The sequence below is a fragment of the Vreelandella halophila genome (assembly GCF_019903425.1).
In the GTDB taxonomy this organism is placed as follows: Bacteria; Pseudomonadota; Gammaproteobacteria; order Pseudomonadales; family Oleiphilaceae; genus Halospina; species Halospina halophila.
The window spans coordinates 143,162-157,681 of record NZ_JACHUZ010000011.1; the positions used below are offsets into that span (position 1 = coordinate 143,162).

Genomic DNA, 14,520 nt, shown 5'->3' on the forward strand with positions numbered 1-14,520 from the left:
GTTCATTTTTGGATTGTGAACCAATAAGGTTCATTTTTGGTTTATGAACTGATTTGGGACATCTGGGTATCAATCCGGTCGCCAGGCCAGCCCCTGGAGCTTGGCAAGGCTGTGGACGTACTCAACCTGTTCTGCATTCTCCACGGTTCCCTGGCGTGCCCGGCGCACGGTGGCTATGGCGGCTTCCGGCTCATGCCCGAACTCAACCAGCAGGCGCGCTGCCACAGTTCCCGTGCGCCCGAGCCCGGCACGGCAGTGGAGCAGTATGTCTTCGCCATCACGCAGTCGTTCCCGGATGATGGGGCCCGCTTCAGCCCAGGCCAGTTCAAAGGCGCTACCCGGCGCACTGAAATCCCGGATGGGCGCGTGGAACCAGTCGACCCCCCGGGTGGGCACAGTCTCTGCCATGTGTGGCACGCCCAGCGTCCGGAGTTCGGGCTCCTGGACCAGTGTCACCATGGTCCGGGCACCCCAGCGGCGGATGTGCTCCAGATCCTTTTCCAGATCCCGCTGGCCGCCCATCAGGCCCCAGCCGCGCAGGTAGCGGCCCGGGCAGTAGCTCATACCAATACGCCCCCGGGTGTTCGGGGCGCGGACAACATCAATGGGCAGCGGTTCCAGCCAGGACAGCGACATGGGCCAATAATGGCCTTAGTCTGGGGGGATGTGAAGCCACAATACCGGAGGCACAATGAAATACCTGTTTGAGGTCCATATCCGCGAAGGCCACACGGCGGAGGAGTACGCTGATGCCTGGGTGCGGGCGAGCGAGATCATCCAGCAGGCCGCCGGCGCTCGGGGCACAGCGCTGCACCGGAAGATGGACGACCCCAATGTGCTGATCGCCATTGCCGAATGGGACAGCAAGGCGGACCGGGATGCCATGGAGTCGGAGCAGCATCCCAGGGTGGCCGAGATCATCCGGAGTGCCTCCCACCTGTGCGATATCCGCCCCATCGGTGAGTTCGATGAGCCCGAATGGGTGGTGATGCCGCCGGGCGGAGGTGAATCGTAACTTGTCAGCCTCGCCGTTACGGCTAACATGGGGTTACAGAACACGGAAATCTGAGCTATGACCCGACAGATCCTCTGCGCCCTGGCGCTTCTCACCCTTGCTGGCTGCGCCAGCACCGGCGGTTCCCTTCAGAAGCCCACTCCTGTCACGTCCCGGGGCGATGCCGTGGACCTGACCGAGCGGCAGACCGTGCACAGCATCCTGATGGACCAGTACGCCAAGTGGAAGGGCACACCGCACCGCATGGGCGGCATGAGCCAGAATGGCGTGGACTGCTCCGGGCTCGTGCACCGGACCTTCCTGGCCCGCCTCGGGCATGATATCCCCCGCACCACCCGGCGACAGGCCACAGTGGGGCGCACCATAAGCCGTGACCAGTTGCGCCCGGGGGACCTGGTGTTCTTCAAGACCGGTTACAAGACGCGCCATGTGGGCATCTACATGGGGGATCAGCAGTTCTTCCACGTTTCCTCGAGCCAGGGTGTCTCCCTGTCCAACCTCAACAACCGCTACTGGGCCTCCAACTACTGGCATTCGCGCCGGTTGAGCGGCGATTAACGGCCAGAACAAGCCTTCTATGAGTGCCAATGCCGGATCTGCGTGTGGTACCGAACGGACACCGGTCCGGCATTCTTCTACGATCCTGATTTCAGATCCCATTTCAGGGGTGCTCGGAGGTCGAAGGCATGACCCACTATGCAGGTTTTGTACCCTATACGCCGGATGGCGCCAATCCCCACAGGCTGCTGGAGCCCTCCCGTTCCTGTATTGAGGCCATGCTGTTCGAGGAGCGTGAGCGGGCCCGGGTAACGCTTGATTCAATTGGTGATGCCGTGATCAGCACGGATGTCGCCGGTCGCATTACCTACATGAACGTCGTCGCGCAACAGATGACCGGCTGGTTGTTCGAAGACGCCAGGGGGAAGCCGTTTACCACGATCTTCCGGGTTCTGGATGCCACCACCCGAGAGCCCGTCGGTAATCCGGCCGAGAGGGCCATTCAGGAAGACTGCATCGTTGCGCTCGCCGCCAACACCCTCCTCATCGACCGAGAAGGTGAGGAAGTGGCGATCGAGGATTCGGCAGCGCCCATCCATAATCGGCAGGGGCGGGTCTGTGGGGCTGTCATCGTGTTTCACGACGTGAAGTTCTCCCAGGCGATGACGGACCGGATGGCCTATCTGGCCCGCCATGATGCGCTGACCGGACTGCTCAACCGCACCGCCCTCAGCGAAAGCTTCGACCATGCCACAGCACTTGCCAAGCGGCATCAGCGCAAGGTGGCGCTGCTGTTCGTGGATCTCGACAACTTCAAGGAAGTGAACGACACACTGGGTCATCAGGCTGGAGATGAGCTGCTGGTGAGCCTGGCGCGGATTCTGTCGAGCTGTGTTCGGAAAACCGACACTGTCTGCCGTTACGGGGGTGATGAGTTTATCGTGCTGCTCAGTGACATAGACCGCCTCGGTCACCCTGGGCGGATGGCCAGGAAACTGCGGCGGGCCATTTCGGAGCCCGGCCTGCTGGAAGGGTATGGAACTACACTGACACTGAGCATTGGCATCAGCGTCTTCCCCGATGATGGCCTCACCATGGAGACACTGCTGCACCGAGCGGATGACGCCATGTACGCTCGCAAGTCCCTGTCCCGGGCGAAGGTGGCAGCCGCTACCACGCCGCGGAGCACCGGGAGTCCATCACGGATGGCGGGTTCACTGGTCCGGCGCTCATGAGGGTGCCGGGATCCCCTGCAGCCGATCCGTTTCACGCTTGACGGTGGCATAGCATTCACAGCACATCTGCTCCAGGGTCTCCCGGTCCAGTACCCAGATGCGGCCACGTGAATACTCAATAACCCCGGAACGCTGAAGCTTGCCGGCCGCCTCTGTGACGCCCTCACGCCTGACGCCGAGCATATTGGCGATCAACTCCTGAGTCATGACCAGTTCATTGGTCGGCAGACGATCCAGGGAAAGCAGCAGCCAACGGCACAGCTGCTGTTCAATGGTGTGGTGACGGTTGCATACCGCAGTCTGTGACATCTGCGTGATCAGCGCCTGTGTGTAGCGGAGCAAGGTCATGCGCATATCCGGATCCCGGTTGAACCCCCGCTTCAGCTCAGCGGCTGGCAGGCGGTAGGCGGAACCGGCACTCTGGACCACGGCCCGGCTCGGGGTACTCTCCCCACCCATGAAGACAGCAATGCCCACCAGTCCCTCGTAGCCGACGACCGCGATTTCCGCCGAGGCACCATTGGTCATGACATAGAGCAGGGAAATGATGCTGTCTGTGGGGAAGTAGACGTACTCCAGATCCTGGTCGGCCTCATAGATAACATCGCCCAGCTTGAGCTCGACCAGCTTGAGATGCGGAATGAGGCTTTCCCGGGCTTCCGGCGTCAATTGAGCAAGCAGGCGATTGTCGGTTGGCTCCGCAGCGGGCGGTCTGTAGGGCGACATGCTGACCTCGATACGTCGGGGGTACCCGGCACCGGGTATCCGAATCATTCAGGGGAGACTTAATGCGAGAAGCGCTCTTCTGGTGTCACTATAGGACAGTTTATGGTCCATTATGGGGGATTATTTGCGATAGAGACCACAAATCGAGTGGTTTGAGCCCTTAACGTCATGAGCGGGCATCTTATGCGGGGTGGGAAATGCCGGAGCCGAATGGATCGGCCCCGGCTGATGCGTTAAAGATTGACTGGCCGTCCGGCATCCACGCGCTCGACCTGTTCCGGTGTGAAGCGGCGGCTGCCGTAGGTACCGTCATTCAGCGCCCTGGAGACTGGCTTGAGCTGGCACTTGAATACGTCCCCGGTGATCGGGCCACCCGCCTCAATGCGTGACGTGGTGTAGACCGGGAATTCCCGGGTGCAGGCGCCTTCGCCACCGTTATCCAGGATGGTTGGCGAGAAAGCTTCTGGATTTTGAGGGGTATGCATATTGAATGCACACTAAATCTCATGGAGATACAGTTTGGTCTGAAGAAGGCGAGTCCGGGAGAAGCGAGGCAATACCATGCGCATGCGTGAGGAGGACGATTTCAGTCAGGCAAAACGGGGGGCGGTCTCATCGCCGACGGGCAAAACCCGGATTACGATCATGCTGGACGACGATGTGATCAAAGCTTTCCGGGAACGGGCCGAGGAGAAAGGCGTTGGTTATCAGACGGCGATCAACCAGGCCCTAAGGGCGGCGATTTTTGAGACGGAACCCGAGCTTTCAGAGGAACGGCTTCGAACCGTGATTCGTGAAGAGATGGCACCTTACAGGTTCCGGGAATCCGGTTCTGCCGGGGATTAAAATCGATCAGGTATCCTGATGCTGTTCACGATTGGCTATGAGAAATCCGGGTTCCCGGAGTTTGCGCAGGCGCTGAGCCGGGCGGGCGTTACGCGCCTGATCGATGTGCGCGCTCAGCCCCATTCCCGGCGTCGTGAATTCGCCTATAAGCATCTTGGGCCCGCGTTGGCCGAGCATGGTATTGGCTATGAAAGCTGGCCGGTACTGGGCGCACCGGAAACCGCCCGGGATGCGGCCCGGCAGGGCGATACGGCCACCTTCAACCGGCTTTACGAAGCACACCTGGATACGGCGCCTGCCGATCAGGCGCTCAACCGCCTGATCGAACTGGCCCGGACTGAATCCCCCTGCATGATGTGTTACGAGCGTGATCCCCGGCAGTGCCACCGGTTGCTGATCGGGGAGCGGGTGCAGGCCATGGCGGATGTGACCGTTCGGGATCTGTTGCCATGAAACTGATCCTGAGCCGGAAAGGCTTTGATTCCACAGCGGGTGGCTGCCCCAGCCCCGTGTTTCCGGATGGGCGTTTCCTGGCCCTGCCGATACCGGATGACCAGTCCCCGGTCTGTTATCAGGAGCTGACGTTCGATGGGTTCAATGTGGGCGAGCTGGTGGCGGATCTGACCGGTGAGCCCGCACGGGCACCCGAGGGGGCGCACCTGGATCCGGATATCATCCCCGATCTCCGCCCACGACTTTCGGGTTGGCGGCCCTCGCTGGGTCAGGCCGGGCAGGCCCAGGCGCACCTTCGGAACGAGGGTGTTGGCGAGGGGGATCTGTTCCTGTTCTTTGGTCTGTTCCGTGAGGTTGAGCCGGTGGCAGGGAAGTGGCGGTTCCGGCGGGACAGCAATCCCTTTCACGCCTTCTGGGGATGGCTTCAGGTTGAGGCCGTCCGGTCGGTCGAGGATGCCCTGATCGAGGAATTTCCATGGGTTCGGGAGCATCCCCATTATCCACAGTCACTGCGCGCCAATACGCTTTACATTGGTGGGGATGAGACTGAGTTCCGTGCTGGTGTCTTTGACGCTTTCCGGGAAGAGCTGCGGTTGACGGTGCCGGGAAGCCGCAAGGTTACTAACTGGCGCCTGCCGGCCTGTTTCTACCCCGAGGGTGACCGGACGCCGATGAGTTACCACCGGAATCGTGAGCGATGGGCGCTGGTGGAGGGGGAGTGCCACCTCCGGAGTGCGTCCCGTGGCCAGGAATTCGTGCTGGACGGGGCGCAGTACCCGGAGGCCTTGGAATGGGCAGCGTCGCTGATCCGCTAGGGTTTGCGGATGGAGCCTGCCTCCAGCATCTGCTGGAACATCTCGTCCACGGTTTCCGGAAGCGGCCGGTAGGCCATGCCCAGCTCTTTTTTGCTCTTCGTGTTATCGAATGAGGCCGGGTAGCCCACGTTACGGCTGATGAATCTGCGGGTGAGCGCCTTGTTGGCCAGTGGGCCCACCAGCCAGAGGAGCGGTTTGGGCAGGGTGCGCTTGGGGAAGGGCCAGGCGTCCCCGAAGGACTCCCGCAGGATGGAAGCGATTTCCATCAGGCTCGAGTCATGGCCTGAGGCGATGTAACGGCCTTTCGCCTCGGGGGTGAAGGCGGCGCGTACATGGGCCTCGGCCACATCGCGGACATCCACCAGGCCGAACGCCAGATCCGGCGCACCGGGCTTGAGGGTGCCATCCGCCATCTGCTTGAAGATGGAGAAAGACTCGGAGGTGGCGTCGGGCTTGATGCCCGGGCCAAGTACCAGTGAGGGGTTCACCGTCACCAGGTCCCACCGGCTTTGCTGCTCCGCGATTTCCCAGGCTGCCTTTTCCGCTTCGGTCTTGGAGTAGGAGTAGGGCTGGTGCTCCAGGTTCGAGGAGGTGTTCCAGTCCGCCTCGGTGAAGACGCCGGTCTTGCTGCTGGCCATGTCCGCGTTGTCGCCGTAGATGGCCGCACAGCTTGAGGTCAGCACCACGCGACTCACACTGTCGGTGGCGTTCACGCTGTTGAGCACGTTGCGCGTGCCCTTGACGGCCGGGTCGACCAGGTCCCGCTGCGGGTCCGCCACGCTGGCAATGAAGGGCGAGGCCGTGTGGAACACGATCTCGCAGCCCTGCATGGCCTCGTGATAGGAGGCTTCCTCCAGCAGATCGCCCCGGAAATACCGGATTTCGCCGGGTTGCTCGGCCGCCAGGGCATCCAGGTGCGCCACCTTCTCCTTGTTCGAGGGATCGCGCACCGCCGCGTGAACGGTATGTCCCTCCTTGAGAAGCGCCTTCACCAGCCAGCCGGCGACATAGCCGGTCGCGCCGGTCACCAGTACCGTGGTGGGGTGTGTCTGATCCGTCATGAACCGGTCTCCTTAGGGCATCTCAAAGTGCGTCGAGGGTTCGTGAAGCGTGTCGCTGGACAGCATACCGGTTCTTTTTGTCTAAGCCGACCGTCAGTCCGGACATGGGAAATGATGCAGATTTCGTGAAAGGATGAGCCGATTATGAGTGCTATTCGGCTCATTGGGTGAGCCGAATAGGTCCTTTTTTCGGCTCACATCGAGTGAATCGCTCAGGAATAACACCAATGCCCCTTGCAGAAAAAATCAGCCTCACGGCAGCCTTCATCTTCCTCATGACCGGCCTGTTGACCGGGATCTGGAAGTACGCGGCCATGACCGCCAGCCCCAAGGCGACCGCGCCGCGGTACGTGGACATCGCCCATCGCAGCTCACTGATGTACAGCTTCGCCGCGCTGGTGCTGGCCACCTTTGCGCGCTACAGCATCTATCCCGGCTGGCTGAACACCCTGGCAGCGGTGGCGGCATTGAGTTTCTTTGCGTTCGCGATCAGCACCTACATCGTTCATGGCCTCCTGCAGGACACCAGCAACCAGATGCGCAAGCCGCACCGCCTGGGTAAGACAACCCTGCCACCCTGGGTGATTCACGGGTTCATGGGGCTGTTGATCGTGGCGGAAGTGGGCGGGGCCCTGGTGCTGGGGTCCGGGGCCCTGATCGCGATCTGGTAGCCCGTTGCCGTTGGGCTGCGGTGTTCTCTGCTATGCTCAGGCAGCTTGAAAGCTGAGGATCCTGAATGCGCGCCCGCCTCTACGAACACATCGAGTCCTCCTCATGGCCCGGCCGGGGGCTCTCGCCCTTCAACATGGTCGTCTGTGTCCTGATTTTGCTGTCAGTCATGGTTGCGGTGCTGGAGACCGAACCATTACTGCGCCATGGGCATGCGGTCCTGTTCCAGACGCTGGAAGCGACCTTCTTCATCCTGTTCAGTATCGAATACGGCCTGCGGGTCTGGGTGGCCGGGGAGAACCCCCGTTACCGGGGGCTGACGGGTCGGCTGCGTTACATGGTCAGCTTCTGGGCGCTGATCGACCTGATCGCACTGGTTCCCTTCCTGCTGTCACTGGGAGACGTGAATGCATTCCTGCTGCGGCTGATGCGGGTCGTTCGCCTGTTGCGTGTCGCGCGGCTGGGCCGTTTCAGCCAGGCGATCGAGGCACTGGGTAAGGCCCTTTACCAACGGCGGCAGGAGCTGTTGCTCAGTGGCGGTGCCGCCTTCATGCTGCTGCTGTTCAGCGCCGCCATGCTGTACGTGTTTGAGGCCGAGCGCCAGCCCGAAGCCTTCGGCAGCATCCCCAGGGCCCTCTGGTGGAGCGTGGCCACCCTGACCACCGTTGGCTATGGCGATGTGACACCCGTAACGGTCCTCGGCCGGATCTTTGCCGGCATCACTGCCTTCGCCGGTATCGGCCTGGTGGCCCTCCCAGCCGGGATCCTGGCGGCTGCGTTCAGTGATGTATTCCAGGACGAGAAAAAGCGGGAGTTCAGCGAGGAATAAGGCCCGGATTCGCCTGGATTACGAATCAGTAGCGCCTCGTTTGCGAAGCAGGGTGAGGCCATCCCCGATCGGCACCAGGCTCAGGTCAACGCGGTCATCCCCGTGCACATGGGCATTGAAGGCGCGGATCGCCTGCGTATCCTCATCGTCCACTGCCGGATCGGCGACGTTGCCGTTCCACAGGGTGTTGTCCGCCAGGATCAGGCCGCCCGGGCGCACCAGCGTGAGGCAGGCTTCGTAATAGTCGATGTATTCCGCCTTGTCGGCGTCGATGAAGGCCACGTCCCACTGGCCGGCTTCGCCCGCATCAATCCGGCTTTTCAGCGTCTCCAGCGCCGGCGCCAGGACCAGATCGATCCTCTCCGAGATGCCGGCGGCCTCCCAGTGCCTGCGGGCGATGTCCGTCCAGGAGGACTCCAGGTCACACCCCAGGATCCGCCCGTTCGCGGGCAGCACCTCGGCCATCACCAGGCTGCTGTAGCCGGTAAACACGCCCACATCGATGTAGGACGTGGCGCCGATCAGCCGCGCCAGCATCTGCATGAACTGACCCTGTTCGGGCGCAATCTGCATGTTGTGCTTTGAGAGGGTGGCGGTTTCCTCGCGCAGGGCGCGGGCGGCCTCTGACTCGCGCAGGCTGTGATCCAGGAGGTAGTCGTAAAGGGGCTCTGTCAGCGGGGTGGTGCGGTTGGACATAGGGCGTATCCTTTTCTGGTGGTAATCTTCCCTCCGCAGATTCAACCAGAATCCCCGGTTTGTTTTGAAGGTTTGAGTGGCCTGCACTCATCTTCAGAATCTCTGCTACGCTCACAACGCGTTGCTTATCGTGACCACCTGCGTCACCGGAGCGTTGCCGTGTTTAAAGAAAAATGGATTATTGGATAACAGGGAGAATTCGATGAGTGAGAATCCAGACAGTCATCAGGCTTATCAGGCTGGTCCCGTGGAACTACCGCTGGGCGATCCCCGGCGCCGGCCCATTGGGCACGGTTGGCGATGGATCAAGGAAGCCTGGCCGTTGTTCGCGCCTGCCTGGGGCCGTTGGCTCCTGGCCATGCTGTTGTTTGTTGCCATCTTCATCGGTCTTGAGGTCATTCCGCTGATTGGGTCCGTGATCAGTATGCTGCTAACCCCGGTTCTCAGTGCCGGGATGCTCTATATGGCCTATCAGGCGCGGGAAGGGGGAGAGGTCAACGTTGCCGACCTATTTGCCGCTTTCCGCCAGCGTCCCTGGCCCCTGGTGGGTCTGGGTGCCATTAATATTGCCGTCTCGTTCGTCATCATGGTCGTTGTGATGGGAGGCATTTTCGGGACTTCGAGTATGAACGGTATGGCCGGGATGCATGGGGGTGGTGGGTTTGAGCCACACCAGATGGCCAACGCCTCTATGGCACTGATGCTCGGGCCTCTGATCATCCTGGCATTGATGGTCCCCTGGATGATGGCCTACTGGTTCAGCGTGCCCCTGGTGTTCTTTGGCAACTACGGCATTGGCGAGGCGCTCAAGACCAGCTTCAGGGCCTGCCTCCGGAACATTCTGCCCATGTTCTGGTGGAGCCTGATCGGCGTGCTTCTGGGGATCGTTGCCGCCATTCCGCTCCTTCTGGGCCTGCTGGTGCTATTTCCAGTTCTCCTGATCGCTAACTACATCATGTTCCGGGATATTTTCAGCGAGACCTGAGCGGAATCTTGCTCAAGAGGACGCGAAGCGCCGAATCGGCGCTTCTGCAGTCCTGGGGTGAACCGAGTTCCGACAGGCGCGCCGTGTCGCGTGCCTGGCTGAGGCATTCGCCCTGGGCTTCCGCATTCAGAGTCACCGCCCGTGCTTTCCCAACACTCCAAGCATACCGCCAGGCCATAACCGGTTTTGGTCACTGATTGAACTGCCTTTGCCGAAGAGCTACTTTGGCTAGAGGAGCTGGGATTGACCAAGGACGTTGACCGGGAGCGGGTGGTATTCATGAATCTAATCCAGAACAGCTTGACCAGCAGTGATCCCGGGCCGGGATCCAGCGCGGGCTCAGGCGGCGGGCATGGGCACCCTTTCACGATTCTGTTGATTGAGGATAACCCCGCGGATGCGGATCTGTGCCAGTTCTATCTGGCCGATGCGTTCGGTCCCCGGGTCAGTGTTCTGCAAGCCACCCAGCTCGCACAGGTCGAGGCGCTGCTTGAACAGCACGCCATCGATATCGTGTTGCTGGATCTGGGCCTGCCCGACAGCTCCGGCGTAACCTCCGTAATCAAACTGCGGGCCATCACGCCGGACATTCCCATCATCGTGCTCACCGGCAGCCGCGACCAACAGCTTGGCGTCCGTGTTATCCGTGAGCATGCTCAGGATTTCTGTGCCAAACAGGATCTCAGTTCCGCGGTTCTTTCCCAGGCCATCCGCCATGCCATGGAGCGTCATCGTATGCAGGCCCAGTATGCACGGATCCTGGAAACAAACCCGGATGGCATGGTGGTCATGAGTAATGACCTGCGGCTTCTCTTTTTCAACCAGGCGGCCAGCACTATGCTCGGGGTCAGGGCACCGGATGACATCGGCACCCCGCTCAGCCAGGATCTGATGGGAGAAGAAGGAGATGAGCTGGAGCTGCCCGGGGGTCGTGTGGCCGAGGTGCGCAGGGCAACGCTTGACTGGAATGAGGCACCGGCAACACTCATCGCCTACCACGACATCACCGAACGCAAGAAAGTCGAATGGAAGCTGAAACAGCTGGTGCAGTTCGACCAGCTGACAGGGCTCAACAGCCGGAACCATTTCTTCGATCATACCGACCGCCTGATCGCCCATGTGGACCGTGAAGGCGGCATGGTGGCCGTACTTTACATCGACCTGGATCACTTCAAGAACATCAACGACACAATGGGCCACAGTGCCGGTGACGAGCTGTTGCAGCACGTTGGGGAGCGCCTGTGCGAGAGCAGCCGCAGCAGTGACTTTATTGCCCGGCTGGGAGGCGATGAATTCGCGCTGGTGCTTTCGGACGTTGAACAGCCCGATGATGCGGCGCATGTGGCGGAGAAACTGATTGAAGTGTTTCGCGAGCCCGTGAGAGTGGGCGAGAGCAGTGTTGGGATCGGGCTGAGCATCGGCATCGCCACCTATCCCCACTGCGGCAGTTGTGCCCAGGAGCTCTATTCCGCGGCCGATACCGCCATGTATCAGGCCAAGGAGCGCGGGCAGAACCACTATCACTTCTTCTCCGAACAGCTGCAGCGCGAGGTGGAGAGCCGTCTCCTGAGGGAACAGGCCGTGCGCCAGGTCGTTGCGGACGAGACGCTGTGGCTGGCCTACCAGCCCCAGATACGCGCGTCGGACGGCCAGGCCGTGGGTGTTGAGGCCCTGTTGCGCTGGCCCAGCGACACCATTCCGGTCCTGTCCCCGGCGGACTTCATCCCGGTCATGGAGGATGTGGGGCTGATCGAGCGGGTTGGTTACTGGGTCATGAAGCAGGCGGCGCTGATGGCCGTCGAAACCCAGCGGGATCTGGGCATAACGCTGCGTATGGCCGTCAATGTGTCCATGCGCCAGCTGTACGACCCGGGGCTTTTTGACCAGATTGCCGGAATCCTCGAGTCCACTGGACTGCCTCCGGGGAACTTCGAGGTGGAGCTGACCGAAAGCTCCATCATGGCGGATCTTGACCGGACCTGCGAAACCCTTCGGCGGTTGCGGCAACTCGGCGTCTCCATTGCCATTGACGATTTCGGAACCGGCTACTCGTCGCTCAGCTACCTCCGCAAGCTGCCCGTAGACGTGCTCAAGATCGACCGCAGCTTTGTCATGGAGATCGGCAGCAACCGCCAGACGGAAGCCATCCTCGAAAACCTTCTGGGCCTGACCCGGGCATTGGGGCTGTGTGTGGTCGCTGAAGGTGTGGAAAACGATGAACAACAGGCATTCCTGCGCGGAATCGGGTGTGATGTTCTGCAAGGCTTCCATATCGGCAGGCCCGTCGGGCTTTCCCAGTTCCATGGCTGGCTTAAGTCGGCCGGGAGGGAGAGCAATGAGTGAGCTTGAGGCCGAAATACAGCGATACCGGGACATCATCGACGCCTCACCCTCCGCCCTGGTCCTGGTGAACCCCACCGGAGAAATCGTGCTGGTCAATCGCGCCACGGAGCGGCTTTTCGGGTACGCGCGCGAGGAACTCCTGGGCAACTCCGTCGAAATGCTGGTTCCCGCCTCCGTTCGGGGATCCCACCACAAGTACCGGGAAAGTTACCTGGCCACGCCCGAGCCCCGAATGATGGGGCAGGGCCGAGACCTTTACGGCATGGGCCGGGATGGTGAGGAAATTCCCATCGAAGTGGGCCTCACGCCCATCCACATGCCGGATGGCACCCATGTACTCAGTGCCATCATCGATCTCACCTACCGCAAACAGGCCGAGGAGGCACTGGCCCGGCAGGCCGATGAGCTGGCGCGCTCCAATGCCGAGCTGGAGCAGTTCGCATATGTTGCCTCCCACGACCTCCAGGAGCCGTTGCGCATGGTGCGCAGCTACACCGAACTGATGGAACGCCACCTGGGCCAGGATCTGGACGAAAAGAGCGCCAAGGCCATGAAGTACGTGGTGGAAGGGGCCGAGCGGATGCAGCTGCTCATTGATGACCTGCTGCTGTATTCACGGGTGGGGCGGGGTGAGCTGGATATTGCCCGCGTGGACGTCAACGCCGTGGTCAACCACGTGGTGAATCTGCTCAGTGTCACGCTGACTGAACAGCCCGGGGCGAGCATAACCTGGGATGAGCTGCCAACGGTCAGGGCCTCCGAATCCATGCTGGTCCAGCTGTTCCAGAACCTTATCTTCAACGGCCTGAAATTCCACGGCGAAGAGCCGGCCCGGGTTCATGTCTCCTGTGAGGAAAAGCCGGCCGAATGGCTCTTCCATGTTCAGGACAACGGCATCGGCATCGATCCCCAGTATGCGGAGCGTGTCTTCCAGGTGTTCCAGCGTCTGCACGAACGGGACCGCTATCCCGGCACCGGTATTGGGCTGGCGGTGGCCAAGCGCATCGTGGAGCGCCACGGCGGCAGAATCGGGTTTGAGTCCCAGCCCGGCGCGGGCACCCGCTTCCATGTCACGCTCCCAAGGACGCCCCGAACTGGAAAAGGGGAATCCCCATGAAACCGCACACCAACGCGCTCGAAATCCTGCTGGTTGAGGACAACCCTGCGGATGTGGACCTGATCCTGGAAAGCTTCAGAGAGACCGGCAGGGGCACGCGCCTGCACCCGGTCCGCAATGGCGAGGACGCCATGCGTTTCCTGCGCCAGGAGGGCGAATATGGGGACGCGGTGACCCCGGATCTTGTCCTGCTCGACCTTAACCTGCCCCGTATGGATGGCCGCGAATTCCTGGAGGTCATTAAGAGCGATCCGGAGTTCAGGGCATTGCCGGTGATTGTGCTTACTTCCTCCCAGGCCCGGAAGGACATCACCACCAGCTATCAGCTGCATGCCAACTGCTACATCACCAAGCCACTCGGACTGTCACAGTTCTACCGGATCGCGGAAGCCATTGAGGGGTTCTGGCTGGATGTGGCGGTTCTGCCAAACGGGCGCTGAGCCCGATATGCTTCCAGGGCAGTGAGCCTAGTTCCCGCTGGCGTTCCCCCAGTGGGGATAGTCAGACCGCAGCTTCCGGACCCCGTAGTGAGCCTCGATCCACTCGATGAGCCGCGGGGTAAGGTTGAGGTCTCGGGGCTCGTTGGCGCCGCTGAGATCGAAAGTCCGCTCCGTACCGTCCGGTGCCTGCAGCCGCAGGCGTCGTGGCAGGCGAGTCACCGACAGATCAATGGCCCCGGCACCGTAATGATTGGAATGGCGCGCGCCGTGGCGTGTGGCATAGACCACGTTATAGGCCTCGGCCATTTGGCTGGCGGCCTCAATGGTGGCCCGCCAGCCATCCGGATGCTGCCACTGGATGGGGATATCCAGATCCCATTCCTGGTTGAGTCGATTCAGTTCCTCGGTCCGTTGCTCCACCTGTGCCCGGGTGCTGGCCCGGCTCAGGGTGAAGGCTCCGTACATCAGGTACCCCCGCTCGCGCCGTCGTACCGTGGCTAGCACGTGGACCTCGGCACCCTGGTCACGCAGCTGCTCAATCAGTTGTTCGATGCGTTCTCGGAAGTCGCCGCCGCCTTCCGCCTCCAGCGCCCGGAGGCGCTCCGTCTCATCGGGTGGATTGGGATAACGTGCGCTCCAGCGCTCACCAAGCGGCGCGCCGTCCGGTGCGGGATCGAGATCGGGGGGCCGAGGAGGCGGTGCGATAGCCAGCGTCTGCCCGCCGTAACGGCGGGGGGCGCCTTTTAAAGTGTCCCCTTTTTACATCTCGATGTGTATAAGAAAAAAGGCCGG

The 14,520-nt window shown here is 61.4% G+C and carries 18 protein-coding genes; 12 read left to right on the forward strand and 6 right to left on the reverse strand.

Features of this window, described 5'->3' with window-relative positions; genetic code table 11:
- Window positions 1-69: 69 nt before the first annotated feature.
- Window positions 70-636, reverse strand: coding sequence for a cyclin-dependent kinase inhibitor 3 family protein (locus H4I92_RS00860; protein WP_077528765.1), 567 nt, complete (start codon window positions 634-636; stop codon window positions 70-72).
- A gap of 55 nt (window positions 637-691) precedes the next feature.
- Here H4I92_RS00860 and H4I92_RS00865 point away from each other — a divergent pair, with 55 nt between their 5' ends.
- The 3 genes from H4I92_RS00865 (at window position 692) to H4I92_RS00875 (ending at window position 2,748) form a co-directional block, all read left to right on the forward strand.
- The gene (locus H4I92_RS00865) at window positions 692-1,015 is read left to right on the forward strand and encodes an antibiotic biosynthesis monooxygenase family protein (RefSeq protein WP_077528766.1); all 324 of its coding nucleotides are present in this window, start codon (window positions 692-694) and stop codon (window positions 1,013-1,015) included.
- A gap of 57 nt (window positions 1,016-1,072) precedes the next feature.
- Window positions 1,073-1,573 carry an NlpC/P60 family protein gene (locus tag H4I92_RS00870; RefSeq protein WP_077528767.1) on the forward strand — a complete coding sequence of 167 codons (501 nt, stop codon included), beginning with the start codon at window positions 1,073-1,075 and terminating at the stop codon, window positions 1,571-1,573.
- 128 nt (window positions 1,574-1,701) lie between these two features.
- On the forward strand, window positions 1,702-2,748 hold the full coding sequence (locus H4I92_RS00875) for a diguanylate cyclase domain-containing protein (protein ID WP_077528768.1): 1,047 nt from the start codon (window positions 1,702-1,704) through the stop codon (window positions 2,746-2,748).
- Here H4I92_RS00875 and H4I92_RS00880 read toward each other — a convergent pair.
- Both H4I92_RS00880 and H4I92_RS00885 read right to left on the reverse strand, forming a co-directional pair.
- Window positions 2,743-3,474 (reverse strand): Crp/Fnr family transcriptional regulator, encoded by a 732-nt coding sequence (locus tag H4I92_RS00880; RefSeq protein WP_077528769.1) that lies wholly within the window; start codon window positions 3,472-3,474, stop codon window positions 2,743-2,745. The two genes, H4I92_RS00875 and H4I92_RS00880, sit on opposite strands and share 6 nt — an antisense overlap.
- Window positions 3,475-3,707: 233 nt before the next feature.
- Complete coding sequence (locus H4I92_RS00885; RefSeq protein WP_077528770.1) at window positions 3,708-3,959, reverse strand: DUF6351 family protein; 252 nt, start codon at window positions 3,957-3,959, stop codon at window positions 3,708-3,710.
- A gap of 76 nt (window positions 3,960-4,035) precedes the next feature.
- Between H4I92_RS00885 and H4I92_RS00890 the strand changes: the two genes are divergently transcribed.
- Genes H4I92_RS00890 through H4I92_RS00900 form a run of 3 tightly spaced genes read left to right on the forward strand, consistent with a single transcriptional unit; the run spans window position 4,036 to window position 5,588 of the window.
- A complete protein-coding gene (locus H4I92_RS00890) occupies window positions 4,036-4,320 on the forward strand; it encodes a BrnA antitoxin family protein (RefSeq protein WP_218668098.1) in 285 nt (94 codons plus the stop codon).
- Window positions 4,321-4,338: 18 nt separating this feature from the next.
- Entirely contained in the window at window positions 4,339-4,773 is a 435-nt protein-coding gene (locus H4I92_RS00895; protein ID WP_077528771.1) for a DUF488 domain-containing protein, read from the forward strand.
- Complete coding sequence (locus tag H4I92_RS00900; RefSeq protein ID WP_077528772.1) at window positions 4,770-5,588, forward strand: Nmad3 family putative nucleotide modification protein; 819 nt, start codon at window positions 4,770-4,772, stop codon at window positions 5,586-5,588. Before H4I92_RS00895 ends, H4I92_RS00900 begins: the two co-directional genes overlap by 4 nt.
- Here the strand turns inward: H4I92_RS00900 and H4I92_RS00905 are convergent.
- Window positions 5,585-6,649, reverse strand: a complete 1,065-nt coding sequence (locus tag H4I92_RS00905; protein WP_077528773.1) for an SDR family oxidoreductase — start codon at window positions 6,647-6,649, stop codon at window positions 5,585-5,587. The genes H4I92_RS00900 and H4I92_RS00905 overlap by 4 nt on opposite strands.
- A gap of 227 nt (window positions 6,650-6,876) precedes the next feature.
- On the opposite strand from H4I92_RS00905, the gene H4I92_RS00910 reads away from it, so the two are divergent.
- A complete protein-coding gene (locus H4I92_RS00910) occupies window positions 6,877-7,320 on the forward strand; it encodes a hypothetical protein (RefSeq protein WP_077528774.1) in 444 nt (147 codons plus the stop codon).
- Window positions 7,321-7,385: 65 nt separating this feature from the next.
- On the forward strand, window positions 7,386-8,147 hold the full coding sequence (locus tag H4I92_RS00915) for an ion transporter (RefSeq protein ID WP_077528775.1): 762 nt from the start codon (window positions 7,386-7,388) through the stop codon (window positions 8,145-8,147).
- 18 nt (window positions 8,148-8,165) lie between these two features.
- Here the strand turns inward: H4I92_RS00915 and H4I92_RS00920 are convergent, their stop codons facing one another.
- On the reverse strand, window positions 8,166-8,843 hold the full coding sequence (locus tag H4I92_RS00920; RefSeq protein ID WP_077528776.1) for an O-methyltransferase: 678 nt from the start codon (window positions 8,841-8,843) through the stop codon (window positions 8,166-8,168).
- 202 nt (window positions 8,844-9,045) lie between these two features.
- Between H4I92_RS00920 and H4I92_RS00925 the strand changes: the two genes are divergently transcribed.
- The 4 genes from H4I92_RS00925 to H4I92_RS00940 all read left to right on the forward strand — a co-directional run bounded on the left by H4I92_RS00925 (window position 9,046) and on the right by H4I92_RS00940 (window position 13,728).
- The gene (locus H4I92_RS00925) at window positions 9,046-9,828 is read left to right on the forward strand and encodes a BPSS1780 family membrane protein (protein ID WP_077528777.1); all 783 of its coding nucleotides are present in this window, start codon (window positions 9,046-9,048) and stop codon (window positions 9,826-9,828) included.
- A gap of 243 nt (window positions 9,829-10,071) precedes the next feature.
- Complete coding sequence (locus tag H4I92_RS00930) at window positions 10,072-12,171, forward strand: putative bifunctional diguanylate cyclase/phosphodiesterase (protein ID WP_077528778.1); 2,100 nt, start codon at window positions 10,072-10,074, stop codon at window positions 12,169-12,171.
- The gene (locus H4I92_RS00935) at window positions 12,164-13,288 is read left to right on the forward strand and encodes a sensor histidine kinase (protein WP_179105577.1); all 1,125 of its coding nucleotides are present in this window, start codon (window positions 12,164-12,166) and stop codon (window positions 13,286-13,288) included. Before H4I92_RS00930 ends, H4I92_RS00935 begins: the two co-directional genes overlap by 8 nt.
- Complete coding sequence (locus H4I92_RS00940; RefSeq protein WP_077528780.1) at window positions 13,285-13,728, forward strand: response regulator; 444 nt, start codon at window positions 13,285-13,287, stop codon at window positions 13,726-13,728. Before H4I92_RS00935 ends, H4I92_RS00940 begins: the two co-directional genes overlap by 4 nt.
- Window positions 13,729-13,755: 27 nt before the next feature.
- Here the strand turns inward: H4I92_RS00940 and H4I92_RS00945 are convergent, their stop codons facing one another.
- A complete protein-coding gene (locus tag H4I92_RS00945; protein WP_077528781.1) occupies window positions 13,756-14,193 on the reverse strand; it encodes a hypothetical protein in 438 nt (145 codons plus the stop codon).
- Window positions 14,194-14,520: the final 327 nt, after the last annotated feature.